The following is a 26,520-nucleotide window of genomic DNA, read 5'->3' on the forward strand; positions in this document are numbered from 1 at the left end:
GCGAAGGTCAATCTTCGTAATCTGGGTTGGCAGCGGACCCTGGTTCTGCTGGACGGCCAGCGTTTGTTGCCGGTGCAGGCGATCGACCTGAACATCATCCCGTCGGCCCTGGTCAAGCGCGTCGACGTCCTGACCGGCGGCGCCTCCTCGACCTACGGCTCCGACGCCGTGGCCGGCGTCATCAACTTCGTCCTCGACAAGCATTTCGACGGCCTCCAGATCAGCGGCAGCTACGGCGCCTTCGAACACGTCAACGACGCTTCCGACATCCGCACCGCCATGGCGCAATATCCCAATATCAAGGTCCCGGATAAGACCGTCTGGGACGGCGGCCACAGCGACATCAATATCGCCGCCGGCAAGAACTTCGCCGACGGCCGCGGCAATATCAGCGCCTTCGCCGACTACCGCAAACAGGATCCCGTCCTGTGGTCCGACCGCGACTATTCCGCCTGCCGCCTGGCCGATACCGGCACGGGACTCGGCTGTGTCGTCAACACCCTCTATTCCGAATACGGCACCTTCATGCCCAATGAGGGCGCCAGCGCCGGCAGCACCCTGCACCTAGCCAAGGACGGCAGCCAGACCTTCGTCACCGGAGGCGACTATGCCTTCAACACCCGTGAGAAGTTCGCCTTCCTGCGCTCCGACGAACGCTTTACCGGCGGCCTCTTCGCCAACTACAAGTTCAACGACCAAGCCGAGGTCTATGCCGGCTACCTCTATATGAAGGACACGACCTCCAGCCTGTTCTATCCGGCCCTGGTCTACGACACCGCCGCCATCAATTGCGACAACCCCTATATGTCGTCGGCCCAGGCCACCACCTTGTGCGGCACCTCGGCCGGCACCTCCGCCACCGTCTCCACCGATGTCGCCTACCAGCTCAACGGACCGGGCAGCGCGGCCCTGACCAACGAGGCCGTCAACTCCGACTATCGCTTCAGCGCCGGCGTCCGCGGCGACATTTTCGATGTCTGGCATTACGACGTCAACGTGGTGACGTCGCAGGTCTATACTTCGCTCTCCGACAACAACGAGATCGACGATGCCAGCTTCATCTCGTCGCTCAATGCCGTCACCGTCGGCGGCAAGGTGGTCTGCGCCAGCTACGCCACCGATCCGTCCTGCGTGCCGGCCAACATCTTCAGCTATCACAGCGTCGATCCGGCCTTCTATGCCTGGGCCTATCGCGACTACAAGTGGCACTCGGTGACCTCGCAGCAGGATGTGACGGCCAATATCACCGGCGACCTGACCGGTTATGGCGTCAAGAGCCCGTGGGCCAATGACGGCGTGGCGATCGCGCTCGGCGCCGAATACCGCCGCGACGCCCTGCGCAACGAAGCCGACCAGGCCACGCGCGATTATGAGGGCTGGCTCAGCACCGTCGGCGGCCATTACGGCGTCGTGGAAACCTATGGCGAAGTCCAGGTGCCGCTGATCTCGGACAAGCCCTTCGTCAACAGCCTGATCTTCAATGCCGGTTACCGCATCTCGAAGTACGACAATATCGACAAGGGCCTGCCGACCTCGAAGTACGAGCTGCTTTACCGGCCGGTCAAGGACCTGCTGCTGCGCGCCAGCTTCAACAATGCCGCCCGCGCCCCCAATGTCTCGGAGCTCTACGGCGCCAAGTATTTCAGCGTCAACGGCTCGCTGGTCGACAAGTGCGCCGGCGCCACGCCGGCGGCGACCGCGGCCCAGTGCGCCTTTACCGGTGTCAGCGCCAGCCAGTACGGCACCATCACCGACTGCGACACGCAATGCCGCACCTATGCCGGCGGCGGCAACCCCTTGCTGCGCCCGGAAGAGGCCAAGACCCTGACCTACGGCTTCGTCTATACGCCCAAGGCCGTGCCGACCCTGCTGATCTCGGTCGACTATTACGACATCCTGATCAACGACTTCATCGGCTATCTCGATGCCGTCGACAACTTCAACAAGTGCCTGAACACCGGGCTCGACTTCTATTGCCAATATATCCACCGCGATGCCTCGACCGGTGCGCTCAACGGCACCGGCTATGTCGAGGGCGGGACCTTGAACACCTATCGCCTRCATAACCGCGGCATCGATCTGCAGGCGTCCTACAGCTTCGATATCGGCCGCTGGGGCAAGATCGACACCAGCTTCATGGGAACCGCCCTGTCGATCACCGGCGGGCAAGGGACACCGGATCAACCCATGACCGACTGCGCCGGCTATTTCGGCAATCCGAACTGCTATGCGCCGGAACCCAAGTGGCGTCATAATCTGCGCGCCACCTGGAAGACACCGTGGCGCAGCGCCGACATCTCGCTCAACTGGCGCCATATCGGCCACACGATGTTCTCGGGCAACAGCAGCGATCCCGCCGTCAGCAATAACGGCTGCTGCGTCTCGACCGTCATCACCAAGCTGCCCGACTACGACTATATCGAYCTCGCCGCCGCCATGAAGCTGCGCGACAATCTCAGCGTCAACCTGTCGATCAACAACCTGTTCGACCTCACCCCGCCCATCCTGCCGTCAACCCATGTCGACGGMACCACCAACAACCCCAATACCTATACCGGCACCTACGAYCCCTTAGGCCGCGCCATACTCCTCAAGTTCACCTACAAAATGTAGGACCTGAGGATCCTCCACAACGAAAACAGCGCAGGTCAACACGACCTGCGCTGCTTTTTTCCAAAGCTTTGCGGGCGTTTGGTTCATCGCCGGCGAGATTCGGAGTAGTTGTGGCCTTTTTCGAGGAAAATCGACACTCCGAATAGAAAACGATTGGTCGAAAGCAGTATTATATTACCTAATTAAGCCATCGCAGGGCAAGTGCCTGCCGGGAGCTGTCTCAGCCCTTCAAATTCTTGAAACTGGTCGCGAGGCTGACCCACGGATCGGCCGGGTTGTCGTGTTCGACATAGACATATTCGACGCCGATATCATGCGCCTTGGCCAGCACGGCCGGGAAGTCGATCGTGCCCTCCCCCACCGGCGCCATATCGCCCTTGGCCGTCATATCCTTGAGATGCAGCAGCTTGATGCGGTCGCCGTGCTCGCTAAGGATATGGACCGGGTCGTGGCCGGCCAGGCTGCACCAATAACAGTCAAGCTCGAACGCCACGAGTTCGGGATCGGTATTGTCGAGCAGCAGGTGATAGGGAATATCGCCATTGGGCAGGGCGGCAAATTCGAAATTGTGATTATGATAGGCAAAACCCAGGTCGCGCTCGGCGGCCCAGCCAGCCCAGGCATTCATTTGGGCCGCCAGAGTCTTCCAATCTTTTCGCTGATCCTCAGGCAACCACGGCAGAACGGCATAGTCGGCGCCGATGGCCGCCGCATCGTCCAGGGCCGCTTGCGGGCGGGTCTGCCAGTCGCCGAGGCCGATGTGAATGGATGGCGCTTCGAGATCGACCGAATTGAGCGTCTGGGCAAAGGCTGCGGCGGTCATGCCGCCGAAGCCGATGGGTTCGACCTGGTCGTAGCCGATCGCCTTGACCTTCTTCAAGGTGCCGAGCGGATCGGCATCGAAGGCGGCGCGCACAGTATAGAGCTGGACGCCGAGCTTTTGGTAGGGTTGGGTTGCGGCGGCGCGCCCAGCCGCACCGGCCATGGCCAAGGCTGAAAGACCGGCGAGAAACTGTCTGCGGTGGGCATGCATGGGCCGTCTCCTGTTATGGAGACATTTGGCCACGCGCCGCGGCAGCTGTCAAACGGACAGCAGAGCCTTGTGATAGGCGCCGGTGCCGCGGTTGAAGACGCGGTCGGTCGCCAGGACATCGGCCAGGCCATAGTCGCTCTCCGACTTCAAGCGCTCATAGATCGGGGCGAAATCGGTCTGCGCCATGTCGAACAGGGTATCGATCGACGGCATGACGAAATAGGTCTCCTGGAATTCGTCGATGCGGTAGTTTGTGCGCATGACCCTTTCCAGGTCGAAGCCGATACGATTGGGCGACGGATCTTCCAGGGCGAAACGCGTTTCGGTAAAGGACGACAGGATGCCGCCGCCGAAGATACGAATGTCGTTGTTTTCTTCGATCAGACCGAATTCGACCGTGTACCAATAGAGCCGTGCCAGGTAGTCGAGGACGCCCAGGCGCTCGGCTCGCAGCCCCCCTTCGCCATAGGCCTGCATGAAGTCGGCCATGACCGGGTTCACCATCATCGGCACGTGGCCGAAGATGTCGTGGAAGACGTCGGGCTCCTGCAAATAGTCGAGTTGATGCGCCTTGCGGATGAATTGGCCGGCCGGGAAACGGCGATTGGCCATGTGATTGAAGAAGACATCGTTGGGCACCATGCCGGGCACAGCGACGACGCGCCAGCCGGTGCGCTTTTCCAGGGCGTCGGACAGGCGCTCGAAATCGGGAATGCCGTCGGCCGTAATCGGCAGGTCCTTCAGGCCGTCCATATAGTGCTGCGAGGCGCGGCCGGGGATGAGCTTCATCTGGCGCTCGTACAGCGTCTTCCACGTGCCGTGTTCCTCGGCGGTGTAGTCGTGCCAGTTCTGGTCGATCGTCCAGTCGGCGCGTTCGGGAACATAGCCGCCGACGATGCCGTGCTTGTCGCTGTTGATCTCTAGGGCCGCATCCATGGCAAACTCCATCCTGAAGGTGTCAATTTAAGCGGAACTGGTTTCATTTGCAAATAAATCACTCGTGAAGTGCCACCCGGACAAGACCGTAGCACAAAAAACAGCCTGGACCCTGTGCTCGGCAGGGTCCAGGCTGGGCCTGAGGGGGGATAGGCTCAGGCGGGGTTGGTGGTCTCGTCGATCAGCTTACGCATGGCGTCGAGATAACCGATATAGGCGATGCGGCCCTTGGGGCTGAGGGTCACCGTCGTCTGGGGTTTCTTGCCGACAAAGGCCTTGTCGATGGTGACATATTCGGCCTCCTCGAGCTTGCGCAGCTGGACCGATAGATTGCCGTCCGTCGCCTGGAGCCTGTTTTTCAGCAGGGTGAAATCCGCTGAGCCGGCCGTCGACAAAAAAGCCATGATGCCGAGGCGCAGCCGGCCATGGATGACGTCGTCGATGGCGTCGATATTAAAATCGTCTCCCATGGCCTTAGGCCTTTTCGGCGCGCATCAGCACGATACCGGGCACCATGGCGAACAGGAACAGGCAGGCGGCATAGGCCAGCATCTGTTCGGGCCGGTTGCCCAACAAGGCCAGGGCGGGGGCGCCGAGGAAACAGCCGACGCTGACCAGTTTCACCCAGCCGGTGTCCGACATCTGGCCGCTGACCCACCAGCCCATGCCGTACATCAACAGCACCGCCGGCGCCATCAGGTAGGAGATGGGCTCGAACGTATGGGTCAGATTGGCGACGATCGCCGTGCAGATGATGAACATGATGATGCCGATGCCGACGGCGGACCAGACGGAGTTGACGGCGCGATCGCTGGCGGGGCCCTTGATACGATTGCGGCCGCGGCCGAAGATGAAGGCGATGATACCGAAGGCAATACTGGCGCCAAACCACAGAAACATGGCGACGGCCTGGTTGCGCGGTAACCACCCCATGATCAGGGCATATTGGCCGAGCGAGGCGGTGCCGTAGAGCAGGCCGGCCCAGAACAGGGTGGCGCCGTTCTTCACCGGACCGCGGCCGCCGGCTTCGGCCATGGATTTCATATAGTCGATATCGGATTGCAGGTTGGACATGGTGGTTTCCTATGTAGCGAGATTCAGGAGATCGGATTTCAGATGCGGCGCAGCATCAGCAGCAGGCCGGGAATGACGGCAAAGACGACGAGACAAAGGGTATAGACCAGGGACTGTTCCGCCAGACCGGCGAGCCAGGCCAGGCCGATGGCGCCGGCGAAACAACCGAGCGACAGCAGGCGCGGCCAGCGTTGACCGGTCATGATACCGGCGACCCGCCAGCCGACGGCATAGACCGACAGGGTGATAGGCGCGGTCAGGAGGCTGATATTGAAGCCGGGCGTCAATTTAGAGAGCACGATGGCGAGCGCCGCGATCACCGCGCCGCCGCCCAGGATCAAACTCAGCCAGATGGCGCGGAAACGGCGATGGCCGGGATCCTGGCGCAGCAGCGGATCGCTGCCGACCTTGAGGACAACGCCGAACAGGACGAAGGCGACGGATGCCGCCATCCACACCAGGCCGATCATAGCCGGGTGCGGCAGGTGCAGCCGCCCCGACAGGACGAGATAGTTGACCAGGCTGGCCGAGCCGTAGCTCAAGCCCGCCCAGAACTGCATGCCGCCGTCGAGAGCAATGCCGGACGATTCGGCGGTATCGGTGGGGATGGCGTAGGCGGCAGTGGACATGATGGGCTCCGGATGAGTGTGGTAGGGCGACAAGGACCCCACTACCACGCCCTGCGGGCGCGGTCCCCCTCCCCGGGCCTCGGCGGCAGCCAAAGCGGGGGAGGAACGAGAAGGAGACGGAGTGATCGTTTGAAGCGATGATTATGAAATACGTGAAGAACTTTATTTTGTAAAGTACTTTCGCAACGCCCACTCATTACCCTTTTGTAATCTTGCCAAGCTGCATTTCTGAGTTAGTTTCAACTGCGATTTTATAACACGATAAGAAGGTGATGCAGATGGCGCGACTTTCCTTGAAATCCTTGATGGTGGCGACGGCACTGGGTGCTATGGCTGCCGCCTCCCCTTCCTCACTTTGGGCGCAAATGACCACCACCGTAGCCAAACAAGTCCCGTCCAATCCCAATATCGCTGCCCCTGGCGCCGCCGATCCGCGCGCCTATATGGACGATATCGAAGGCGCCCAGGCCATGGCCTGGGTCAAGGCGCATAACGACTCGACCCTCGCCCGGTTGAACAAAGACCCACGTTTTGCTCAGTACCAGGCCGAGATGCTGAAAATCCTGCAGGCGACCGACCGCATACCGGCGCCCGATTTCGCCCGTAACGGCATGATCGACAATTTCTGGCAGGACGGCGACCACGTCCAGGGCATCTGGCGGCGCACGACTTGGGAGTCGTACCAGACGGCCAATCCGCAGTGGGACACGATCATCGATTTCGACGCCCTGTCCAAGGCCGAGGGCAAGAACTGGGTCTATAAGGGCGCCGACTGCCTGCCGCCTGACAACAATATCTGTCTGATCAGCCTGTCCGACGGCGGTCTCGACGCCGAAACCATCCGCGAATTCGATGTCTCCAAGAAGGCTTTCGTACCTGGCGGCTTCGACCTGCCGGCCGGCAAACAAAGCGCCACCTGGGTCGACAAGGATACGCTTTACGTCACGCGCGAATGGGCGCCGGGCGACCTGACGACATCCAGCTACGCCTATATCACCAAGAAACTGACGCGCGGCCAGACGCTGGATCAGGCGGTCGAAGTCTATCGCGGCACCAAGGACGACGTCTCGGCCGGCCGCGGCGTGTTGCGCGATATCGACGGCGCCTGTGTCATGGACACCGCCTATCGCGGCATCGACTTTTTCCATACGCAGCAGACCTTCTATCCCGATGGCGCGACGGCTGTCACCCTGCCCCTGCCGCAGACCTCGGATTTCAGCGCCTACTACAAGGGCCAGGCGGTGTTCTCGTTGAAGGAAGACTGGACTTCGGCCAAGGGGACGGTTTTCAAGAGCGGCGCTGTCGTCGCTTTCGATCTCGCGGCAGCCTTGAAGGATCCGGCGAATGTCGAGCCGGTCCTGGTCTTCATGCCCAATGACCACCAATCGGTCGAAGGCATTTCCCAGACCAAGAATCGCCTGATCTTCTCATTGCTGTCTAATGTCACCGGCGAGATTGACAGTGTCGATTTCAGCAACGGCCAATGGACCATGACCAAGCTGGCCCTGCCGGAAAACTCCAGTCTCAGCGTCCAATCGACCGACGACCGGAGCGACAGCGTCTTCGCCTATGCGACGGGATTCCTGGAACCGTCGACCCTCTACCGCCTCGACGCCACCACCGGTCAGGTCGACAAGATCAAGTCGTCGCCGGAACGCTTCAATGCCGAGGGTTTGCAGGTCAAACAATATTGGGCGACGTCGAAGGACGGCACCCAGGTGCCCTATTTCCTGGTCGCCAGAAAAGACATACCGCTCGACGGTACGACGCCGACCATTGAATACGCCTATGGCGGCTTCGAGGTCTCCATGCTGCCCAGCTATTCGTCCAGCCTCGGCAAGCTGTGGCTGGAAAAGGGCGGCGCCTATGTCCTGGCCAATATCCGGGGTGGCGGCGAGTTCGGGCCGAAGTGGCACGAGGCCGGGCTGAAGACCAACCGCCAGCGCATCTATGACGACTTCCAGGCAGTGGCCCAGGATATCATCGCCAAGAAGATCACCACGCCGCGCCGTCTCGGTATCATGGGCGGTTCGAACGGCGGACTGTTGATGGGTGTGCAACTGACCGAGCGGCCCGACTTGTGGAACGCCGTCGATGTTCAGGTGCCGTTGCTCGACATGGTCAACTTCACCCACATGTCGGCCGGCGCCTCTTGGCAAGGCGAATACGGCAACCCTGACGATCCGGTCGAAGGCGCTTTCCTGCGTTCGATTTCGCCCTATCATAACGTCAAGGCCGGCGTCGCCTATCCCGAGCCCTTGTTCGAGACCTCAACCAAGGACGACCGCGTCGGTCCGGTCCATGCGCGCAAGATGGCGGCCTTGTTCGAGGATATGGGCCTGCCCTTCCTCTATTATGAAAACATCGAAGGCGGCCATGCCGCCGCCGCCAACCTGCCGGAGATTGCCCGCCGCTACGCGATCGAGTACACCTATATGACGCAGAAGCTGATGGACAAATAGGGGTCGAGGGGCCTGTGGCCCCTCGACTTTGGCCTTAAGCCGCCGGCCTTGCCTGCTCATTCTGCAGGGCGCCGAACAGGCCGGCTTCGAAATCGATCAGGATATCGGCGAACTCGATGCTTTCCAGCGGCCGGGAATTGTTCTCGATCACCTTGCCCATACGGAAGCGCCAGAACGACACCATATGATTGAGCAGGCCGATACTGTGGCCCAACCTCAGGAACAGGTGCGAGCCGTGTTGCAGGAAGTTGCGGAAGGGTTCGGGATTACGGTCAACAGCCAGACCTTTGTAGACATCGTCGTAGCTTTCCAGGCTTTGACCGATTTCGCGCAGGGTCTTGACGACGGCCTTGGCGATGCGCGGCCGCGCCCGGCGGATATAGAGGCGCAATATCTCATCGTGGGTGGTCGTCGGCTTGTAATGCGCCAGGCCGGATAGCAGCTCGCGCACGCCGGTCTGCAGTTCGGTATAGCACCATTTGTAATAGAGGAAGCCGCGCCAGCACATGACGCCTTCGAAAAAGGCCTCGGCATTCATGCCGAGCGCATCCTTCAGCGGCAATAACTCCTGATCCAGCTTGTCCGACAGAATCTTGTTGCCCAGCTTGGCGGCGCCGCCCTTACGTGTGGTGCCGAGCGCGGCATTGACCAGGTCTTCGACCTTTTCGGCGGTAAAGGCGACCATGCCATCGAGATCGGCGCGTGAAATCTGGAAATACAGGCCGGAGGGACGAATGCCGATGCGGCCGAGATGCTCACGCACCAAAAACGGATCGAGCGACGGCAGGGCGTCGAGGCAGTGCAGGATCGCAACGTCGCGATTTTTCGCCATGTTGTCGATGCCGAGATAGCTGCGCATCAGGGCATCGAAACCGACCTGGCGATAAAAGATCGAACGCCCGCCCAGGCGCAGGTCGTAGGGGTCGTAGGGCAGAATGATCTTGGTCACGGTCTGGCGGCTGTCGTTGAACAGATGGCGTTCGTCGACGCGCAGGGTGTGTTTCAGGATGATAGCGCGGTTGAGCCCGCTGTTTTCGAACAGCGGCATCTCTTTGTAGGCCTCCTCCTCGCGGAAGTGGACATAGAGCTTGGCGAGATTGAGCACCCGCGCCGACGACGCCGTGCGGTTCAGGTGCGCCAGGTTGCGGATTTCCCGGGCGGCCGTGAATTGGCTCTCACCGACAACGCCGGAAACGCGAAGGACAGCCATACATTCTCCTTGGCGCGCATTTTATCCCAAAGCCGGAGCGCCGGTGCGGGAGCAACCAACGTTTCACGCCACCTTTGGGAATGCGCTTATTCTTCGTTGTATCGCGAAACGACCGACAACGAATCTTCGAAGTCCATCAGGATGTCGCCGTATTCGAGCGGCGTCAGGCGTTGGGTCATCATCTGCTGGCTCATGCGATAGGACCAGAACGAGCCGATATGGCTGAGGATGCCGATATTCTCGCCCAGCTCGAAGAAAAGGCCGGGGCCGTCGAGCAGGAAGCGGCGGAAGGGCCCCGGATTCTCGCCTTCGACCAGGGCGTGATAGGCCTGGTCGTAAACATTGAGCGTGCGGCCGACATTGGCGATGGCGTTGACGATCTTGCGCGCCAGCCGTGGGCGGACCTCTTTGAGGTATTCGCGCAGGCCTTCGTCGCTGGAGCCGATCGGCTGATAGCTGGCCAGGCCTTCGAGGACCTTGCGCATCTCTTCCTGAAGTTCGAGATGGCGCCATTTGAAATAGAGGAAACCGCGCCATGAGAAGATGCCGTCGGAAAATTCTTCGTCCGACATGCGCAGGGTCTTTTTCAGCGGCCACAGCTCTTTGTCGAGTTCGTTGGCCAGGATCTTGCCGGCCAGCTTGATGGCGGCCCCGCCGCTCATGGCGCTACCGAAGGCCGTGCTGACCAGGCGCTCAATCTCTTCGTTGGCGAAGCCGATCATGCGTTGGACGTCGAAAGGCGAGATTTTGAGATAGCAGGCGCCGGGGCGATAGCCATTGCGCGACAAATGCTCGCGCACCAGGAACGGATCGAGCGATGGCAGATTGTCGAGCAGGCGCAGCACCTGGACGTCGTTATTGCCACTGATGTCGTCAGTGTGGAAATAGGCCCGGCAGAAGCTGTCGAAACCGATTTGGTTGACCAGGATGGAACGGCCGCCCAGTTTGAGATCGAGCGGGTCGAACGGCAGGATGATCTTGGTGGCGGTACGACGGTTGCGTGCGAACAGGTCGCGTTCATTGGCGCGCAGGGTATGTTTGACCAGGATGCACTTGTTCATCTGCGAATCGCGGAAGAACGGCTTGAGCTGGTATTCTTTTTCCTTCGACGCCGTCAGATAGATTTGCGACAAATTAAGAACGCGGCTGGTCGACGCCGTCTCGCCGAGATTGGCGAGGTTGCGGACATCGCGGTTATTGTTGGCCGTGACCGTGCTGTTTCGGGAGTCAAGCATGTTCAATGCGCTCATGACGCCACCTTGCGACCGTTGCGGCGCTTGCTGACCAGAGTCTTCAAATGGGTCACGATCGTCATGGCCTCTTCGTGATGGGCATAGGGTACGTCATTCAACTTGATTAGGGCGTCGAGATGGACGTCGAGAACTTCACTTTCCGCCGCCCGGCCGAAGTATCGCACATAGTCGTTTAAAGATTGTGTTGCCTGTTCGATCAATTGCATGCGGAAGTCGTGGGCGCGCGTCTGGACCTCCAGAAGGCGCGTCATGGTGGCATCGATCGTGCGGCTGTTGACGGTCTGGCCGCCCTGCATCAACCGGCGCAGGGTGTCGACCTCATTGGCCAGGGACTCGTTGAGCTGTTCCTGCGGCGTCGGCGCCAGCTGATGATCCTCGTTGCGACGCAACAGGCCGGGAAAGGTGGCGGCCCGGCGCCGCCGGCGGTCGGGGCCGACGAAGGCGTCGCTGGCGACAAAGCGGCGCTTCTTGACCAGCGCCCACGAAATGGCCTTCAGCAGGGAGGCGGTCGAGAACGGCTTGATGACGAATTCATTGATCCCGGCATTGCGCGCATGGGTGACGTCGCGGGCGCGCTGACGAGCCGTCAGCATGACGATCGGCACCTCCGGATTGGGAAAGCGGTTGTCGGGCTTCAGGGCAGCCGCGCGGATCATCTCGGTCAGCTCGATGCCGGACATGCCAGGCAGGCCCCAGTCGAGCAGTATCAGGTCGGGCGGCGCGGCCTGCATCTGGTGTATAGCTTCCTCGGCGTCACGCGCCACGGTCAGGTTGCTGAAACCAGCGCCGCGCAGCAGTTCCAGCACCAGGCGGCGCGACGAGTCGTTGTCTTCGACCACCAGAAGATTGACGGCGGCGCAGTTGACTTTGCGCAGCAGCCGCAGGGTCTGGGAGTGAAGCGTGCTCATATGTCTTAATCGGCCGATCGCAAAAATAACCCGTCACCGTCCGAGGCTACACACAACGCCTTAATTTCGCGTTGATCAAACTACTGATTTTTATAGTTAATTTTTTCTTATTCGGCCTTCAACGCAGTCTTAACAAAGGGACTCTATACTGAGCTCATGATCCGTCGCCAGTTCCTTACCGCCCTGTCCGCCACCTTCGCCGCCGGCACACTTGCCGCCAGTCCCTTGGTAACAAGCCAGGCGGTCGCCAACGAAGCCAAGAAGAAGGGCGGCGGCATCGGCTTCACCCAGTTTCCAATGCTGACCGTCTTCACCCAGGTCGCCAGCAACCGCCATGGCACGATGAGCGTCGACATGGGGCTCTATGCCGACGATCCTAAGCTCAGCGACCAGATCAAGCTGTACCGGCCGCGCCTGCAGGACGCCTATATCACCAAACTTCAGGCCTATGCTGCCAATCTCAACGCCCGGTCCCTGGTCAATATCGACTATATTTCCGGCCAGCTGCAAACTGTGACCGATCAGATTCTCGGCCGCAAGGGCGCCAAGGTGCTGCTGGGCTCCGTCTTGATGAACTAGGTTGATGAACCAGCTTTCGCATTGCACCAAACCGCAAAAGCCGCCATAATTCGAACGATTGTATGATTTTAAATCCGCGCAGCCTTAAATGTCGCGGGCCAGAACACTTCACCCAGCGGAGGGTTACCATGGGCACCCCGTCCCCGTTCGAAAGCGGCCTGAGACTGATGGAAGCGCAGCAGCAGCTGGCGGCGCGTAGTCTGATCAACCTGATCGAGATGGTCAGCGTGACTTCGCACCGTATGGCTACGGACACGACCGCCTTTACCCAGGATGCGCTCAAGCTGATGAACGAAGCCGCGGCGACGCGCGATCCCGAGGCTTTGAGCGCGTTGCAGAAGCAATGGACCGAGACCTGCTTGAAATACGGTCAGAACCAGACCCGCGCCAGCATGGCCTTTGTCGAGCATTGCGGTCTGCAGGCCCTCAATGTCGCCGCCAAAACGCCGGCGGCCAAGCCGCCTGAAACGGAAGGCTAGAGCAAAATGACGTTAGGTAGACCCGTCATTTGCTCTAATTTTTTATTTTAACGCGCAATTTATCCAAAAAGGTGGGAGTCACTTTTTGGATTGCGCTCCAGAACCTTTTTTGTGTGTTGATAAGGACTAACAGATGACAACCCTCTCCGGAAAAACAGCCCTGGTCACCGGTTCGACCAGCGGCATCGGCCTGGCCATTGCCCGCGCCATGGCTGCCGAAGGCGCCCACATCATGCTGAACGGCCTGGGCGACGCGACCGAGATCGAGGCCCTGCGCGCCGGCATGGCGAAGGAGTTCGGCGTCGAGGTCCTGTTCGACGGGGCCAACCTGCTCAATCCGACTGAGATCGAAGGCCTGGTCAAGACCATCGACGACAAGCTGGGCGGGGTCGATATCCTGGTCAACAATGCCGGTATCCAGCACGTCTCGCCGATCGAGAGCTTTCCGCCCGACAAGTGGGACGCCATTATAGGCCTCAACCTGACCTCCAGCTTTCACACGACGCGCCTGACCTTTGCCGCCATGAAGGCCAAAAACTGGGGCCGTATCATCAATATCGCTTCCGCCCACGCCCTGGTCGCCTCGCCGTTCAAATCGGCCTATGTCGCCGCCAAGCACGGCCTGTTGGGATTCACCAAGACCATCGCCCTGGAGGGCGCCCAATTCGGCATCACCTGCAACGCCATCTGCCCGGGCTACGTCAAGACGCCGTTGGTCGAGAAGCAGATTCCCGACACCATGAAGGCACGGAACATGACCGAGGAACAGGTCATCAAGGACGTCATATTGGCGGCGCAGCCGACCAAGCAGTTCGTCAAGGTCGAGGAAATCGCGGCGCTCGCCGTCTTTTTGTGCTCGGACGGCGGCAAGTCGATCAACGGCGCGCCGCTCAGCATCGACGGCGGTTGGGTAGCGGAATAAGGGACATTTATGTCCTCTTTATAAAATCGCGCCCCAAACCACAAAGCTTCCCTATTTTCAACCTGTCACATTCCCCTCACGATTTGGTGAGAAGGAACCTCCATTATGCGCAAGATCTTAGCTGCCACTGCTATCGCCGCGGCCTGTTTGGCCGTCGCTGCCTGCTCGAAGCCGGCCGACACGACCACGACGACCGAAACCTCGGTCGAAACCACCTCGCCGGTCCCGATGGACGACGGCATGGCGATGTCCGATTCGGCCAGCGCTACAACGACCTCAACCACCACGACCACCACATCGTCCTCAATGTAGTACCCGAGCGGCCGGGGACGCCCCTTCCCGGCTGCTGTTTTTCTTCCTGAACCTCCGACGCCGTGGCCCCCGTCCACGGCGTTTTTTTGTCTCTGGAATGCGCTTATTCGACTTCCGCCACGACCTTGGCCAGGGTTTCGCGGGCTTCATCGGCCGCGCGTTGGCGCTCCCACATAGCGTGGTACAGGCCGTTGTGCGCCATCAGCTGATGGTGGCGGCCACGTTCGGCAATAACGCCGTCTTTCAGCACCAGAATCTCATCGGCCCCGACGACGGTCGACAGCCGGTGCGCGATGACCAGGGTCGTGCGGTTCTTCGAGACGTCGTCCAGCGACGCCTGGATCTCGCGCTCGGTATGGGTGTCGAGCGCCGAGGTCGCCTCATCGAGGATCAGGACCGGCGGCGACTTCAACAGGGTCCGCGCGATCGCCACGCGTTGTTTCTCACCACCCGACAGCTTCAGCCCGCGTTCGCCGACCTCGGTGTCGTAGCCCTTGGGCAGGGTCGAAATGAAATGCGCGATCTGGGCGCGTTCGGCAGCGTCCTCGACCTCCTCGCGCGAGGCGCCGTAACGGCCGTAACCGATATTGTAAGCAATGGTGTCGTTGAACAGGACGGTATCCTGCGGCACCATGCCGACGGCTTTGCGCAAAGACGCCTGGCTGACATGGCGCAGATCCTGGCCGTCGATCTCGACCGAGCCTTGCTGCACATCGTAGAAGCGGAACAGCAGGCGCGACAGGGTCGACTTGCCGGCGCCCGAAGGCCCGACAACCGCCACGGTTTTACCGGCTGGGATGTCGAACGACACGCCTTTCAGAATTTGGCGGTCCGGATCGTAAGAGAAATGCACGTCCTTGAAACGGACAGCGCCGTCCGTGACGACCAGGTCCTTAGCATCGGCCGAATCGACGACTTCCTGCGGTTCGTCCAGCAGCTTGAACATGGCTTCCATGTCGATCAAACCGGTCGAGATTTCGCGATACAGCGTGCCGATGAAGTTCAGTGGGATCGACAACTGCATCATGAAGGCGTTGATCATGACGAAGTGGCCGACCGTCTTGGTGCCGTGCACCACTTCCCAGGTCGACAACAGCATGACCCCTGTCATGCCGATGGTGAAAATCACCGCCTGGCCGATATTGAGCCATGCCAGGGAAATATAGGTCTTGACCGCCGCAGCCTCGTACTTGCCGGTCGCGCGGTTGTAGCGCTCGGCCTCGATCTTCTCGTTCGAGAAGTATTTGACCGTCTCGAAATTGAGCAGAGAATCGACGGCTTTCGACATCGAATCGGTGTCCGCGTCGTTCATGTCCTTACGGATGGCGATCCGCCAATTGGAAGCCACGATCGAGAACCAGACATAGACGGCGACGGTCACTGCGATAATGACCACGTACCAGCCGCTGAACTGGAACATCAGGATGGCGGCGGTCAGGACGAATTCGATAACGGTCGGTATACCGACCATCATGCTCAGGCGGATAATGGTTTCGATCCCGCTCTTGCCGCGCTCGATGACACGCGACAGGCCGCCGGTGCGGCGTTGCAGGTGAAAACGCAGGCTGAGGTTATGCAGATGGACGAAGGCACGGTTGGCCAGCCCGCGGACAGCATGTTGGCCGACGCCGGCGAATAAGGCGTCGCGGACATTGTTCAGGACCTGCGACAACAGCCGCGCAACACCGTAGGCCGCCACCATGATGATCGGCGAAAACAGCAGCAATCCCCACCATGTCGGCTGGGGCGCGGCCGTTTGGGGCGTCAGGGCATTGGTCGCCCACTTATAGGTGAAAGGAATGAGGACCGTCAGTATCTTGCCGGCCAGCATGGCAAACAGCGCCCACGCCACCTGAAGCCTGAGATCGGGGCGGTCGGCGGGCCAGAGATAGGGTTTGAGGAAGGCTATGGTCTCGGAGGCTTTCGCCTTTGGCTTCGGCATGGGTTGTTGTTGCTGCTCTGAAGCGGGTACTGTGCTCATGCGCGGACTTTCGGGGGAGGTGTTTTCACCGCCTATATAGGAGGGCCTTTCCCGTAAGCCAATCGGCGCGAGGTAATATTGTTACGATTGTGGCAGATTGGTTTAGTCGCAGCCGTCGGGCGTACAAACCTCACCGACCGGCGCTTCTGCTGCATCCTTGGCAGCAGCTTCGAAAGCCTGACGAAAAGCCTGCGGCGGTTGCGCACCGGAAACGGCATATTTGCCGTCGATGACCGCGAAGGGCACGCCGCGCACGCCATAGGCATTGGCCTGTTGCTGATCGGCGACGACCTGGCCCTCATAGGTTTGGGAAGCCAGGGCGGCTTCCATATCATTGCGTTTGAGACCCGCTTCCTCAGCCAGGGCCAGCAAGGTTTCACGATCGAAAATCGCCTGGCTTTCGATGAAGTAGGCGCGGTACAGGCGATCGAGTACGGCCTGCTGGACACCCTTCTCACTCGCCAGGGCCAGCAATTTGTGGGCATCCAGCGTATCACCGATCACCGTGCCGGCGAGGTGGAAGTCGAGACCGAAAGAGGCCGCCATATCGGTCACGCGCTTTTGCGAGGCTTCCGCCGCAGCGCCCGTCAGGCCGTATTTCTGGGCCAGCATGTCGGAAACCGGCACCGGGGTCTGACCGGGTTGCAAACGGAACGACCGATGGATGACCTCGGCCTCGACGCCGGACTCCGCCAGGGCCTGTTCCAGCGACGCCTTGCCGATATAGCAAAACGGGCAAACGACATCGGACCAGACTTCGATTTTCATGACGGCACTCCAGGTGGGAAGTACTGTATGTAATCGAGTTACAGTTCGTTGCAAGGCCTGAGACGCCGCAATCTCACCGCCGTCCCGCCCGATCCAGTGCCGCGAAATCTTCGTCCGACAGCTCGATATCGGCGGCGGCGACATTTTCTTCCAAATGCCTGACCTTGGACGTACCCGGGATGGGGAGCATGACCGGTGAGCGCTTCAACACCCAGGCCAGGGCGATTTGCCCCGGCGTGGCGCCGTGTTTGTGGACGATCTTGTCGAGCACGCTACCTGGACGCGCCAGGTCGCCGGCGGCCAGCGGATACCAGGGAATAAAGCCGATGCCCTGGGCCTCGCAATAATCGAGGACGGCCTCGCTTTGACGCTGGACGAGATTATACTGGTTCTGCACCGTCGCCACCGGGAAGACCTTCTGCGCCGCCTGGATGTCGGCAACGGACACCTCGCTTAAACCCGCATGCTTGATCAGTCCCTGGTCAATGAAGCTTTTGATGGCGCCGAACTGTTCGTCGCGTGGCACCCGCGGATCGATGCGGTGGAGCTGCCACAGGCCGATCTGTTCAACGCCGAGCTGCTTGAGGCTTTTGTGGACCTGGGCCAGCAAATAATCCGGGCGACCGTTGACGTTCCAGCGATCGGGACCGGGGCGCGTCAAACCGCCCTTGGTGGCGACCAGGATGTCGCCATAGGGATGCAGGGCTTCTTTGATCAAGAGCTCCGACACATCCGGGCCATAGGAATCGGCCGTATCGATGAAGTTGATGCCCAGTTCCGGCAGGCGTTTCAGGGTGCGTACGGCTTCATCGTGGTCTTCGGGCGGGCCCCACACGCCCTTGCCGGTGACGCGCATGGCGCCAAAGCCCAGGCGATGGACAGCCATATCGCCGCCGATGTTAAATATGCCGGATGTTGCTGCGTTGCTCATGGGGAGGTCTCCTTGACGAGGCCTCTAGATAGGTAGCCTGTGCCCTAAGCAACAGCCTGCAGGCAGATCAAATCGACCATGCTGGCAATATAGGCTTTCAGTTCGGGGAGCGTCTCGCCGGCCCGCATGCGCACCGAAATCGTGTTGTGCACGGATGAGGCCAGCATAGCCAGGGCTCGGGGCTCGGCGCCGGGACGTAATTCGCCGCGCGCCTGGGCGCATTTCATCAGCCAGCCGAAGCCCTTGTCCATTTCGTACAGGCGCGCCAGCACCATGGCGCCGACCTCGTCGTCGCGCACGCTGTCGGTCAGGGCGGCGCCGATCATGAAGCAGCCGAGGCCGCGGGTATGGACCAGATAGATGTCGAGCGCCGTGTCATAGACCGCCGTCAAGGCTTCCTTCAGGGTCGTGCCGGTCTTGAAGGCCTTCTCGTACAAGGGTTTGATCTCGTCGATATAGTCGTCGAGCACGGCCTTGAAGACCTGCGCCTTTTCACCGAAAGCGTTGTAAAGGCTCGGCCGATTCATGGCGGTCGCCGCGCTCAGGTCGTCCAGCGAGGTGGCGGCATAGCCCTTGGCCCAGAACACCTCGCGCATGGCTTTCAGGGCTGTGTTGCGATCATAGGCTTTCGGCCGGCCACGCGTCTTTTCCAACTCTTTTTGTACCATTTCGCATATAATCCTTGACTCGAATTTAATTTATGCGACTTAGTACAAAAAAACCAGCTGTTTCTCGGGAGAAGACATTATGAACATCCGCTATGCCTTTGCTACCTTGGCCCTGCTCGCCACCCCGGTCTTGGGTGGCATGTCCGCGGTCGAATCCGCCGACCTCACCCTGGCCCAGCCGGCAACCCAGACATCCTTTATCATCGACGGTGCGTCCTGGTCGTGCTCGGGCACCACCTGCCATGCCGGCTTTGTCGACGACATGCCGGCCTTCCGCAGTTGTAAGCGCGTTGTCGCAACGACCGGCGCGGTAACGGCGTTTAGCTGGCGCGGCAAGGCCTTGAGCAGCGATGAGATCGCTGTTTGCAATACGCGGGCAAAATCCTGATCTGCTGGTGCCGGCCCCTTACCGGTACCAAAACTCAAGCCCGGCGGAGCGATCTGCCGGGCTTTTTTGTTTTCGCCTGGACGCGCCTTGATTAACGGTCCTGACCAAAATCACGCTTCTTGATCTTGGCCATGCGCCCGTCTGGATGATGCCACACGACGCCCTCTATATCCTTGTCGGACAACCATTCGCGCAAAGCATCGAAATCCGTCGGCACATCATCCGCAAGGCCAAGCGACGCGTGGTCGATCAACTCATGACGTCCCAGTTTTTCGGGGTTGCCCTGAATTTTTGGACCGACCAATTCGTAGGTCCCGTCGGCCAGGTCAGCTGCGAATGCCTCACGGTGATATTGGTCTTCGGGGCCCTGGCCGACGGGAATCCAGCCCGTAACCTTGTTGGTTTCAGTGTCGTGGGTTGAGACCAGAAAATCGGCAGGTACCGGTTTTCCGGCGCGGACTTCCAACCGCTTGTAAAACTTGCCATCGATGATGGCGCACGAGGTTCCATCGATCTTCTTCGTCGCCGCACCTTCGCCGGCAAAGACCCAGGCGGCCTCGGGGTTAGGGTCGCGGGTGACACGGCTGCGGTCGCCCTGCCAATCGCGGTCGAAAATGGTCGGGATTTTTTTCATTGAGATAACTTTCTGTGATGAAGACAAGGGGTGGCGGACGGTATGAGGATCGAACTCATGGAACCCAGTCGGGTTCTACGGATTAGCAATCCGCTGCCTTGCCACTCGGCCAACCGTCCAAACAAAATTGGCGGTGGGTGAAGGAATCGAACCCTCAACGCTCATCACGTTGGCGCGGTTTTCGGGACCGTTTGAACACCATGTTCGCCACCCACCGGACGCGGGTGCACGACCCGCCTAATGCGAAGAGAGACGACTTGATGTGGTGTTGCGCACTTCGGTCATATTTGTTGCATAGTGCAACAAAATGATGAAGTCAAGCCTCTAAGACTGCTCGTGGATAGGCTTTGCCGAACGTTCACATTCAGGGAGACGAGTCGACAACGACAAGACTCAGATTATCCTCGCTCTTTTGTACGGAGGAATTTCACGTCCGGGAAACGCTCGGAGACATAGTTGATTTCCCACGCCGACTTGCCGAGGAAAACCGGGAAATTGTCGATGTCCGAGCCCATGGCGTTGCGGTATTTGCCGGCGAAATCTTCGATCGCCGCCGGTGTGCCACCCAGCCAGCGCGCTTCAGAGAAAGGCGATCCTTCGAACAAGCATTCCAGGCCGTATTCGTTAGCCAGGCGGTCGGCCATGACTTCGATCTGGAGCTGGCCGACGGCGCCGACAATGAAGTCCGAGCCGATGCTGGGGCGGAACAGCTGCGTCACGCCCTCTTCTGCCAAGGATTCCAGCGCCTTTTTCAGATGCTTAGCCTTCAACGGATCCTTGACGCGAACTCTTTGCAGGATTTCCGGGGCGAAGTTGGGCAGGCCTTGGAAACGGATGACGCCGCTTTCCGACAGGCTGTCGCCGACGCGCAGGACGCCATGATTGGGGATGCCGATCACATCGCCGCCATAGGCTTCCTCGGCTAGCTCCCGGTCGGAAGCAAAGAACATGATCGGCGCATTGACCGAAATCTGCTTGCCGGTGTTCTGCACCTTCAGCTTCATGCCGCGTTCGAACTTTCCCGAGCACAGTTTCAGCATGGCGATGCGGTCGCGGTGATTGGGGTCCATATTGGCCTGGACCTTGAAGACGAAGCCGGTGACTTCCTTGTCGGCCGGATCGACCAGGGTGTCGGCGCCGGTCTTTTCGGCCTTGACCTTCTTCGGCGCTGGGGCAAAGGCGCCCAGCGCCTGCAACAATTGATCGACCCCGAAATGGCGCAGGGCAGAACCGAACAGGACCGGTGTCATATGGCCTTCGAGAAAGGCTTCGACGTCGAACGGTTTGAAACCGCCCTCGACCAGTTCAGCCGAGTCCTTCAGCTCCTGCAATTCGCCGGCGTCGAGATAGTCGCCGATGACGGGAGAGGTGATCGGCAGGGCCTGCGGATGGCCTTCGTCGACCTCGGCGCCGGGGATCTTGCGGGCATAGGGGAAGAACTTTCCCGTGCCCATCTCGACCATGCCCTTGAAACGGCCGCCGGAACCGGCCGGCCAGTAGAGCGGCGACGGGTCGAGTTGCAGCTTCGACGCCACTTCATCGAGCAGGGCGAGCGAGTCCTCGGCTTCGCGGTCCATCTTGTTGATGAAGGTGATGATCGGGATGTCGCGCAGACGGCAGACCTCGAACAGTTTCAGGGTCTGGGGCTCGATGCCCTTGGCGGCGTCGAGCACCATCACCGCGGCGTCGGCGGCCGTCAGTGTCCGGTAGGTGTCTTCGGAAAAGTCTTCGTGGCCCGGCGTGTCGAGCAGGTTGAACAGCAGGCCGTCATGTTCGAACGTCATGACCGAGGACGACACCGAAATGCCGCGTTCGCGTTCGATCTTCATCCAATCGGAGCGCGTGCGGCGGTTTTCGCCGCGGGCGCGGACCTGACCGGCGGCGCGGATCGACCCGCCGGCCAGCAGCAGGTGCTCGGTCAGGGTGGTTTTCCCGGCGTCGGGGTGCGAGATGATGGCGAAGGTACGGCGCCGGGGCGCTTCGGTGGCAGGGGTCTGGGACATGCGCAGGCGTTAGCCGCTAGCGCATGAAAAGTCAAAGCCAGAACCTCTGCATAAGGTCTATCAGCTTGTCGACATGGCTGTCTTCCGTGCGCCACGACGACAGGCTGATGCGAAAGGCAGGGCGATCCCGCCATATGGCTGGTCCGAACCAGGCTTCGCCGGAGTCCTGGACGGCCTGCATGATGGCCTGGGTCTGGGCATCGTTACCGGCGCGCGCCAAGACCTGGTTCAGCACGACACGGTTCAACACCTCATAACCGGCCTCGCGCAGGCCGTCGGCAACCTTGCCGGCCAGGCGGCAGTGACGGTCGACCATATCGCGCACACCATCGCGCCCCAGGCCTTTCAACGCCGCCCAGATGGCGATGCCGCGCGGCCGCCGGGAAAACTCCAGGGTCAGGTTCTTTTGCGCATCCCAGGCCGCCTGCGAATAGGCGGCGTCGGAATTCATCGCCTCGGCCAGGGCGCCGGCGTGGCGGCAGATCGCCATGGCGCCGTCATAGGGCGTGTTTAGCCATTTGTGGCCGTCCGTCGTCCAGCTGTCGGCGCCATCTATGCCTGCGGTCAGTTCGGGGTTGGAACCGGCCCTCGCCCACAGCCCGAAAGCGCCATCGACATGGACCCATGCGCCGGCGCGATTGGCGACCGGCACGATGTCGGTGAAACGATCGAACTCGCCGGTATTGACCTCGCCGGCTTGCAAACAAAGAATGGTCATATCGTCGAGCGGCGGCAATTGCGCGGGATCGACGCGGCCATGCTCGTCGCAGGGCGCGAAGACGACGCGGTTAAGGCCGAAACCCAGAACCCGTGCTGCCTTCTTCATGGTGATATGGGCGGTCTGCGGCATGACGATACGGACGGGCGGCGCGCCGTCCAGGCCGTCGCCGTCGAAGTCCCAGCCCTTGCGCTTCAACAGCTCGCGCCGCGCCGCCGTCAGGCAGGTGATGGCGCAGGCCGTTGCGCTGGTACCGAAACCGACAGCGCTGGCGCGCGGCAGGTCGAGGATATCCAACAGCCAGCGCGCGGCTATCGCCTCCAGCACACCGGCGACCGGCGACGAATCCGGCGACGAGGCGCACTGATCCCAGGCCAGGGCGAGACGGTCGGCCGCGGCGGCGACCGGCAAGGCGGCCCCCAGGACGAAACCGTAATAGTTGGGTCCATTGGACACGACAGTATTGGGCGAGCCCATGGCATGCAGGAGATCGATCACCTCGCCGCCGTCGCAACCGGCCTGGGGCAAGGGCTCGTCGAACGCTGACAGCAGGGCAAGGCTCTGGGGTGACGGCGTGACGCGCTGGCTGGCGACGCCGACAATATAGGTCAGGGCGCAGGCGTCGGTACGCTGCATCAGGTCGGTTTCATATGTCATGGCCAGCAATATATCTTGCCAATAATGCAATCTAAAACGATAATTTGGTAGAATTATCGTGAGTACATCGCAATATGAAAACCCTGCCGCCCCTGCCCGTCCTGCAAGCCTTCGAAGCCGCCGCCCGATTGGGCGCCTTCAGCCGCGCTGCTGCCGAGCGCCATGTCACGCCCGGCGCCATCAGCCGGCATATCCAGACCCTGGAGCATTGGTGCGGTGAGCCCCTATTCGCGCGCAATGGCCCGCACATTACCCTGACCGAGGCCGGCAAGGCCCTGCGGCAAAGCCTGGCCGAACCGCTGCAGGCCTTGCATGACGCCCTGATGTCGCCCGGCGGTCCCGCGGCCGCGCAAAGCCTGCATATCTTCACCCTGCCATCGATCGCGACCAGCCTGCTGTTGCCGAACCTGGCGGCGTTCCGGACGCTGCATCCGCATATTCGTCTGTCACTGTTGACCCAATATCAGATGATGAGCCTGCCGCCCGTCTTGGCGGTCGTCGCCGTACGCTATGGCGCTTTCGATCCGGCCGGCCTGACCTGCCATCGTTCACCGGAGGAAAGCCATCTGGCCGTGGCGGCGCCGGCCTGGCTGGCGCGCTACGGCAAGGATCCGCAAGCTTGGCCGGCGCAAGAGAGGTTGCGCCACAGCGATACGCCTTGGCCTGAGCGCATCGGCCGCGGGGCGCGCCTGAAAGCGGCGGAGGGTATGGAATGCAATGATGCTGCTCTCGTTCTGGCAGCGGCGCGGGCGGAACTGGGGGTGGCGTGGACACGGCGCCGGCTGGCGGCGCAGGATCTAGCCGAGGGACGGTTGACGGTCGTGCCCGGCAGCGAGATTACGGCTGGCCGATCCTATAGCCTGGCCTATCGCAGCGAACTATCCGAACACCCCGCCGTGGCGGCGTTTCGCGACTGGCTGTTGCCGATATTGGAGGCCTAGCGGCTTATTTCACAGCCAATATCACGCCGACCAGAACTGCAACATAGTGGAGACTGGCGCCCGTCAGCACGTGACCGTGCCAGATGGCGCGGCGGAACTTCAACCGCTTCATGGCGTAAAAAATGGTGCCGACCGAATAGGCGACGCCGCCCAGGGCCAGCAGGATCATGGCCGGCATGGGGACTTCGCGGATCATCGGCCGGATGGCGATCACAACCAGCCAGCCAAGCACGAGATACAGGCCGACCCAGAACACCTTGCCCCAACCGGAATGCGAGATATGGCCGGGCAGCAAAAGCTTGGCGAGGATGCCGCAGGCCGCCAGGCTCCATACCGACACGCTCATCCACAACGCCCAGCCGCCGGTCAGCGCCTGGGTGGTGAAGGGCGTGTAGCTGGCGGCGATCATCAGGAAGATGCCGGCGTGGTCGAGCCGGCGCAGAAAGGGCTGCCATCTTGGTTTGGCGAAATTATAGGCGGTGGAAAAGGACAGCATGGCGATCATGCCCAGGGCATAGATGGTAATTGCCGCCACCTTGCCCAGCAGGCCGTGGCTGACGGCAAGGCCGAGCGCAACCCCACCGCCGAACAGGGCCAGGGACAGACCGACAATATGCACGATCAGATCGGCATGGCGCGCCCAGGGCGTGGGGTAGTGCATCGGAAAATTTTGCTGGTCGGTCATGGCATCCTCTTGACCTTAACGTAAGCGTTAGGGTTCAATATGTAAAGCCCGCGGCGCTCAGTCTGCGCAACCTGAGGCGTTTATACCACGTCTTCGGGTGCCAATACGCAGCTATGGGCTTCGTCGCCCATTTCGATCTGCACAGTTACGTGAACGATCTTGTGCTGGTCCTGAAGCCCGGCCGCCAGATCGTGCAGGAAGGCGTCGCCGGGATGGCCGGCCGGCATCATCAAATGCGCCGTCAGGGCGACCTCGGTCGTACTCATGCCCCAGATATGCAGGTCGTGGACACCGGCAACTCCCGGCAAACCGCTGAGATAGGCCATGACCTTCTTATAGTCGATATGGCTGGGCACGCCCTGGACCGCCAGACGGGCGGAATCGCTCAGCAGGCCCCAGGTGCCCCAGACAATAACGGCAGAAACCGCCAGGCTGAGCACCGGATCGAGCCAGACCCAATGGGTCAGCAACATGATGCCGCCGCTGACGACGACGGCCGCTGACACCACGGCATCGGCGGCCAGATGTGCGAAGGCCGCCTTGATATTGAGGTCCGACTGGCCCTGGCTGAACAGCCAGGCCGTGACGCCGTTGATAACGATGCCGAGGCCCGCCACCGCCATGACGATTGTGCCTTCGACGGGCTGTTGCGCTATCAGCCGCTCAACAGCCTCGAAAACGATGCCGCCGACCGCGACCAGCAACAGGATGGCGTTCAGGAAGGCCGCCACGATGGAGGCGCCGCGAAAACCGTAGGTGAAATTGGGCTGGGGCTTCTTCTTGGCCAGCCACCATGCGCCCCAGGCCAGCAACAGGCCGATGACGTCGCTGAAATTATGGCCGGCGTCGGCCAGCAAGGCCAGGGAATTGGCCTTGAAGCCATAAATCACCTCGGCGGCGATAAAGACCGTATTGAGCGCGGCGGCGATGAGAAAGCGCGTGCCGAAATTGGTCGGCGCATGCGCATGGGCGTGACCATGGCTGTGGCCGTGATGATGACCGTGGCCATGATCATGATGGTCATGATTATGGTTATGGTTATGGCCGCTGTGGTCGTGATCATGAGGGTGGTCGTTATGATCGTGGGGCATGGCGCGGTCCGGCAAGCTGCAATGCAGCAAACTTTAGGCCCATTCCAGGGACAGAACCAGAGGCGCTTGAAAATAAAACCCTGAAAACAAAAGCTTACGGACAGTATAACGTCACAACCTGTGGTGAGCGCGGTCGCGCCGTTGCGCGGTATCTCTCGTCGCAATGACCCAAGATTTCCGGCTCCTATAGCCGGCAAGGGCGACGCCCGCCGCGCACGTTTGCGCGGAATCTCTTATGAAAAAAGCTTAACTGATATTGGCTAAAGCCAATCTCAGTTAAGCCGCCATGCGGTGCCAGACGGCGTTGTCGACCTTGTTGGCGTCCAGCTGTCCGCGCATCTGCTGCTCGTACATCATGCCCATGGCCATGTCGTTCAACGACTTGAAGCTGGCATCGACCGATTCCGGCTGGCCGTTCGGCACCATGACGAAGAACTGGGCGGCATTGACGCGCGGCATCTTCAGATGGATGAGATAGGCCAGGCGCCGCGCCCGCTCGCTGTTCTTGCGGTGGCACTGGGAGTCTTCCGCGAACATTTCCTTACCCAGCTGCGCGATATAGTCGATGCTGAGCGCGGAAAAGCGTTCGGCGTCTAAAGGGTGCATCATGCGCGCGGCGTCGATATCGAGGATAAGGTCGTTCAA

General features: G+C 60.8%; 26 protein-coding genes and 1 tRNA gene. 8 read left to right on the forward strand and 19 right to left on the reverse strand.

Features of this window, described 5'->3' with window-relative positions:
- The coding region (locus tag AC1DX3_RS17880) for a TonB-dependent receptor domain-containing protein (RefSeq protein WP_476990686.1) at positions 1-2,613 on the forward strand (2,613 nt) is incomplete at its 5' end.
- 220 nt (positions 2,614-2,833) lie between these two features.
- Here AC1DX3_RS17880 and AC1DX3_RS17885 read toward each other — a convergent pair.
- From AC1DX3_RS17885 to AC1DX3_RS17905, 5 genes are all read right to left on the reverse strand, one after another.
- Positions 2,834-3,646: a sugar phosphate isomerase/epimerase family protein gene (locus tag AC1DX3_RS17885; RefSeq protein ID WP_476990687.1), complete on the reverse strand. Its 813-nt coding sequence runs from the start codon at positions 3,644-3,646 to the stop codon at positions 2,834-2,836.
- Between the two features lie 48 nt (positions 3,647-3,694).
- Positions 3,695-4,582 (reverse strand): phenylalanine 4-monooxygenase, encoded by an 888-nt coding sequence (phhA, locus tag AC1DX3_RS17890; RefSeq protein ID WP_476990688.1) that lies wholly within the window; start codon positions 4,580-4,582, stop codon positions 3,695-3,697.
- 155 nt (positions 4,583-4,737) lie between these two features.
- On the reverse strand, positions 4,738-5,052 hold the full coding sequence (locus AC1DX3_RS17895) for a winged helix-turn-helix domain-containing protein (protein ID WP_476990689.1): 315 nt from the start codon (positions 5,050-5,052) through the stop codon (positions 4,738-4,740).
- A gap of 4 nt (positions 5,053-5,056) precedes the next feature.
- On the reverse strand, positions 5,057-5,656 hold the full coding sequence (locus AC1DX3_RS17900) for a hypothetical protein (RefSeq protein WP_476990690.1): 600 nt from the start codon (positions 5,654-5,656) through the stop codon (positions 5,057-5,059).
- A gap of 38 nt (positions 5,657-5,694) precedes the next feature.
- Positions 5,695-6,285, reverse strand: a complete 591-nt coding sequence (locus AC1DX3_RS17905) for a hypothetical protein (RefSeq protein ID WP_476990691.1) — start codon at positions 6,283-6,285, stop codon at positions 5,695-5,697.
- A 365-nt stretch (positions 6,286-6,650) separates the two neighbouring features.
- Between AC1DX3_RS17905 and AC1DX3_RS17910 the strand changes: the two genes are divergently transcribed.
- Entirely contained in the window at positions 6,651-8,747 is a 2,097-nt protein-coding gene (locus tag AC1DX3_RS17910; protein WP_476990692.1) for a prolyl oligopeptidase family serine peptidase, read from the forward strand.
- A gap of 34 nt (positions 8,748-8,781) precedes the next feature.
- Here the strand turns inward: AC1DX3_RS17910 and AC1DX3_RS17915 are convergent, their stop codons facing one another.
- The 3 genes from AC1DX3_RS17915 to AC1DX3_RS17925 form a co-directional block, all read right to left on the reverse strand.
- Entirely contained in the window at positions 8,782-9,957 is a 1,176-nt protein-coding gene (locus AC1DX3_RS17915) for a hypothetical protein (protein ID WP_476990693.1), read from the reverse strand.
- Positions 9,958-10,043: 86 nt separating this feature from the next.
- Positions 10,044-11,192: a hypothetical protein gene (locus tag AC1DX3_RS17920; protein ID WP_476990694.1), complete on the reverse strand. Its 1,149-nt coding sequence runs from the start codon at positions 11,190-11,192 to the stop codon at positions 10,044-10,046.
- An 11-nt stretch (positions 11,193-11,203) separates the two neighbouring features.
- A complete protein-coding gene (locus tag AC1DX3_RS17925; RefSeq protein WP_476990695.1) occupies positions 11,204-12,118 on the reverse strand; it encodes a response regulator in 915 nt (304 codons plus the stop codon).
- A gap of 156 nt (positions 12,119-12,274) precedes the next feature.
- Here AC1DX3_RS17925 and AC1DX3_RS17930 point away from each other — a divergent pair, with 156 nt between their 5' ends.
- The 4 genes from AC1DX3_RS17930 (at position 12,275) to AC1DX3_RS17945 (ending at position 14,410) form a co-directional block, all read left to right on the forward strand.
- Entirely contained in the window at positions 12,275-12,697 is a 423-nt protein-coding gene (locus AC1DX3_RS17930) for a Tat pathway signal protein (protein WP_476990696.1), read from the forward strand.
- Positions 12,698-12,825: 128 nt separating this feature from the next.
- A complete protein-coding gene (locus AC1DX3_RS17935) occupies positions 12,826-13,176 on the forward strand; it encodes a phasin (RefSeq protein ID WP_476990697.1) in 351 nt (116 codons plus the stop codon).
- Between the two features lie 133 nt (positions 13,177-13,309).
- On the forward strand, positions 13,310-14,098 hold the full coding sequence (locus AC1DX3_RS17940) for a 3-hydroxybutyrate dehydrogenase (protein ID WP_476990698.1): 789 nt from the start codon (positions 13,310-13,312) through the stop codon (positions 14,096-14,098).
- Positions 14,099-14,203: 105 nt separating this feature from the next.
- Complete coding sequence (locus AC1DX3_RS17945) at positions 14,204-14,410, forward strand: hypothetical protein (RefSeq protein ID WP_476990699.1); 207 nt, start codon at positions 14,204-14,206, stop codon at positions 14,408-14,410.
- A gap of 103 nt (positions 14,411-14,513) precedes the next feature.
- Here AC1DX3_RS17945 and AC1DX3_RS17950 read toward each other — a convergent pair whose 3' ends face one another.
- From AC1DX3_RS17950 to AC1DX3_RS17965, 4 genes are all read right to left on the reverse strand, one after another.
- Positions 14,514-16,391 (reverse strand): ABCB family ABC transporter ATP-binding protein/permease, encoded by a 1,878-nt coding sequence (locus AC1DX3_RS17950; protein WP_476990700.1) that lies wholly within the window; start codon positions 16,389-16,391, stop codon positions 14,514-14,516.
- Between the two features lie 102 nt (positions 16,392-16,493).
- A complete protein-coding gene (locus AC1DX3_RS17955; RefSeq protein WP_476990701.1) occupies positions 16,494-17,159 on the reverse strand; it encodes a DsbA family oxidoreductase in 666 nt (221 codons plus the stop codon).
- Positions 17,160-17,232: 73 nt separating this feature from the next.
- Positions 17,233-18,090 (reverse strand): aldo/keto reductase, encoded by an 858-nt coding sequence (locus AC1DX3_RS17960; RefSeq protein WP_476990702.1) that lies wholly within the window; start codon positions 18,088-18,090, stop codon positions 17,233-17,235.
- Between the two features lie 44 nt (positions 18,091-18,134).
- Positions 18,135-18,758 carry a TetR/AcrR family transcriptional regulator gene (locus AC1DX3_RS17965; RefSeq protein ID WP_476990703.1) on the reverse strand — a complete coding sequence of 208 codons (624 nt, stop codon included), beginning with the start codon at positions 18,756-18,758 and terminating at the stop codon, positions 18,135-18,137.
- A 79-nt stretch (positions 18,759-18,837) separates the two neighbouring features.
- On the opposite strand from AC1DX3_RS17965, the gene AC1DX3_RS17970 reads away from it, so the two are divergent.
- A complete protein-coding gene (locus AC1DX3_RS17970) occupies positions 18,838-19,146 on the forward strand; it encodes a DUF8200 family protein (RefSeq protein WP_476990704.1) in 309 nt (102 codons plus the stop codon).
- 91 nt (positions 19,147-19,237) lie between these two features.
- On the opposite strand, the gene AC1DX3_RS17975 is transcribed toward AC1DX3_RS17970, so the two are convergent.
- The 4 genes from AC1DX3_RS17975 to AC1DX3_RS17990 all read right to left on the reverse strand — a co-directional run bounded on the left by AC1DX3_RS17975 (position 19,238) and on the right by AC1DX3_RS17990 (position 23,158).
- Complete coding sequence (locus AC1DX3_RS17975) at positions 19,238-19,807, reverse strand: RNA ligase 1 family protein (RefSeq protein ID WP_476990705.1); 570 nt, start codon at positions 19,805-19,807, stop codon at positions 19,238-19,240.
- A 4-nt stretch (positions 19,808-19,811) separates the two neighbouring features.
- Positions 19,812-19,899: transfer RNA gene (locus AC1DX3_RS17980), tRNA-Ser, on the reverse strand.
- A 279-nt stretch (positions 19,900-20,178) separates the two neighbouring features.
- Positions 20,179-21,783, reverse strand: coding sequence for a peptide chain release factor 3 (locus AC1DX3_RS17985; RefSeq protein ID WP_476990706.1), 1,605 nt, complete (start codon positions 21,781-21,783; stop codon positions 20,179-20,181).
- 31 nt (positions 21,784-21,814) lie between these two features.
- The gene (locus AC1DX3_RS17990; protein ID WP_476990707.1) at positions 21,815-23,158 is read right to left on the reverse strand and encodes a pyridoxal phosphate-dependent decarboxylase family protein; all 1,344 of its coding nucleotides are present in this window, start codon (positions 23,156-23,158) and stop codon (positions 21,815-21,817) included.
- A 74-nt stretch (positions 23,159-23,232) separates the two neighbouring features.
- Here AC1DX3_RS17990 and AC1DX3_RS17995 point away from each other — a divergent pair, with 74 nt between their 5' ends.
- Positions 23,233-24,099: a LysR substrate-binding domain-containing protein gene (locus AC1DX3_RS17995; protein ID WP_476990708.1), complete on the forward strand. Its 867-nt coding sequence runs from the start codon at positions 23,233-23,235 to the stop codon at positions 24,097-24,099.
- Between the two features lie 4 nt (positions 24,100-24,103).
- On the opposite strand, the gene trhA is transcribed toward AC1DX3_RS17995, so the two are convergent.
- The 3 genes from trhA to AC1DX3_RS18010 form a co-directional block, all read right to left on the reverse strand.
- Positions 24,104-24,784: a PAQR family membrane homeostasis protein TrhA gene (gene trhA, locus AC1DX3_RS18000; RefSeq protein ID WP_476990709.1), complete on the reverse strand. Its 681-nt coding sequence runs from the start codon at positions 24,782-24,784 to the stop codon at positions 24,104-24,106.
- 80 nt (positions 24,785-24,864) lie between these two features.
- Positions 24,865-25,875, reverse strand: a complete 1,011-nt coding sequence (locus tag AC1DX3_RS18005) for a cation diffusion facilitator family transporter (protein WP_476990710.1) — start codon at positions 25,873-25,875, stop codon at positions 24,865-24,867.
- Positions 25,876-26,151: 276 nt separating this feature from the next.
- On the reverse strand, positions 26,152-26,520 hold the full coding sequence (locus AC1DX3_RS18010) for a hypothetical protein (protein ID WP_476990711.1): 369 nt from the start codon (positions 26,518-26,520) through the stop codon (positions 26,152-26,154).

It is taken from the genome of Asticcacaulis sp. P2_B1 (assembly GCF_056404915.1).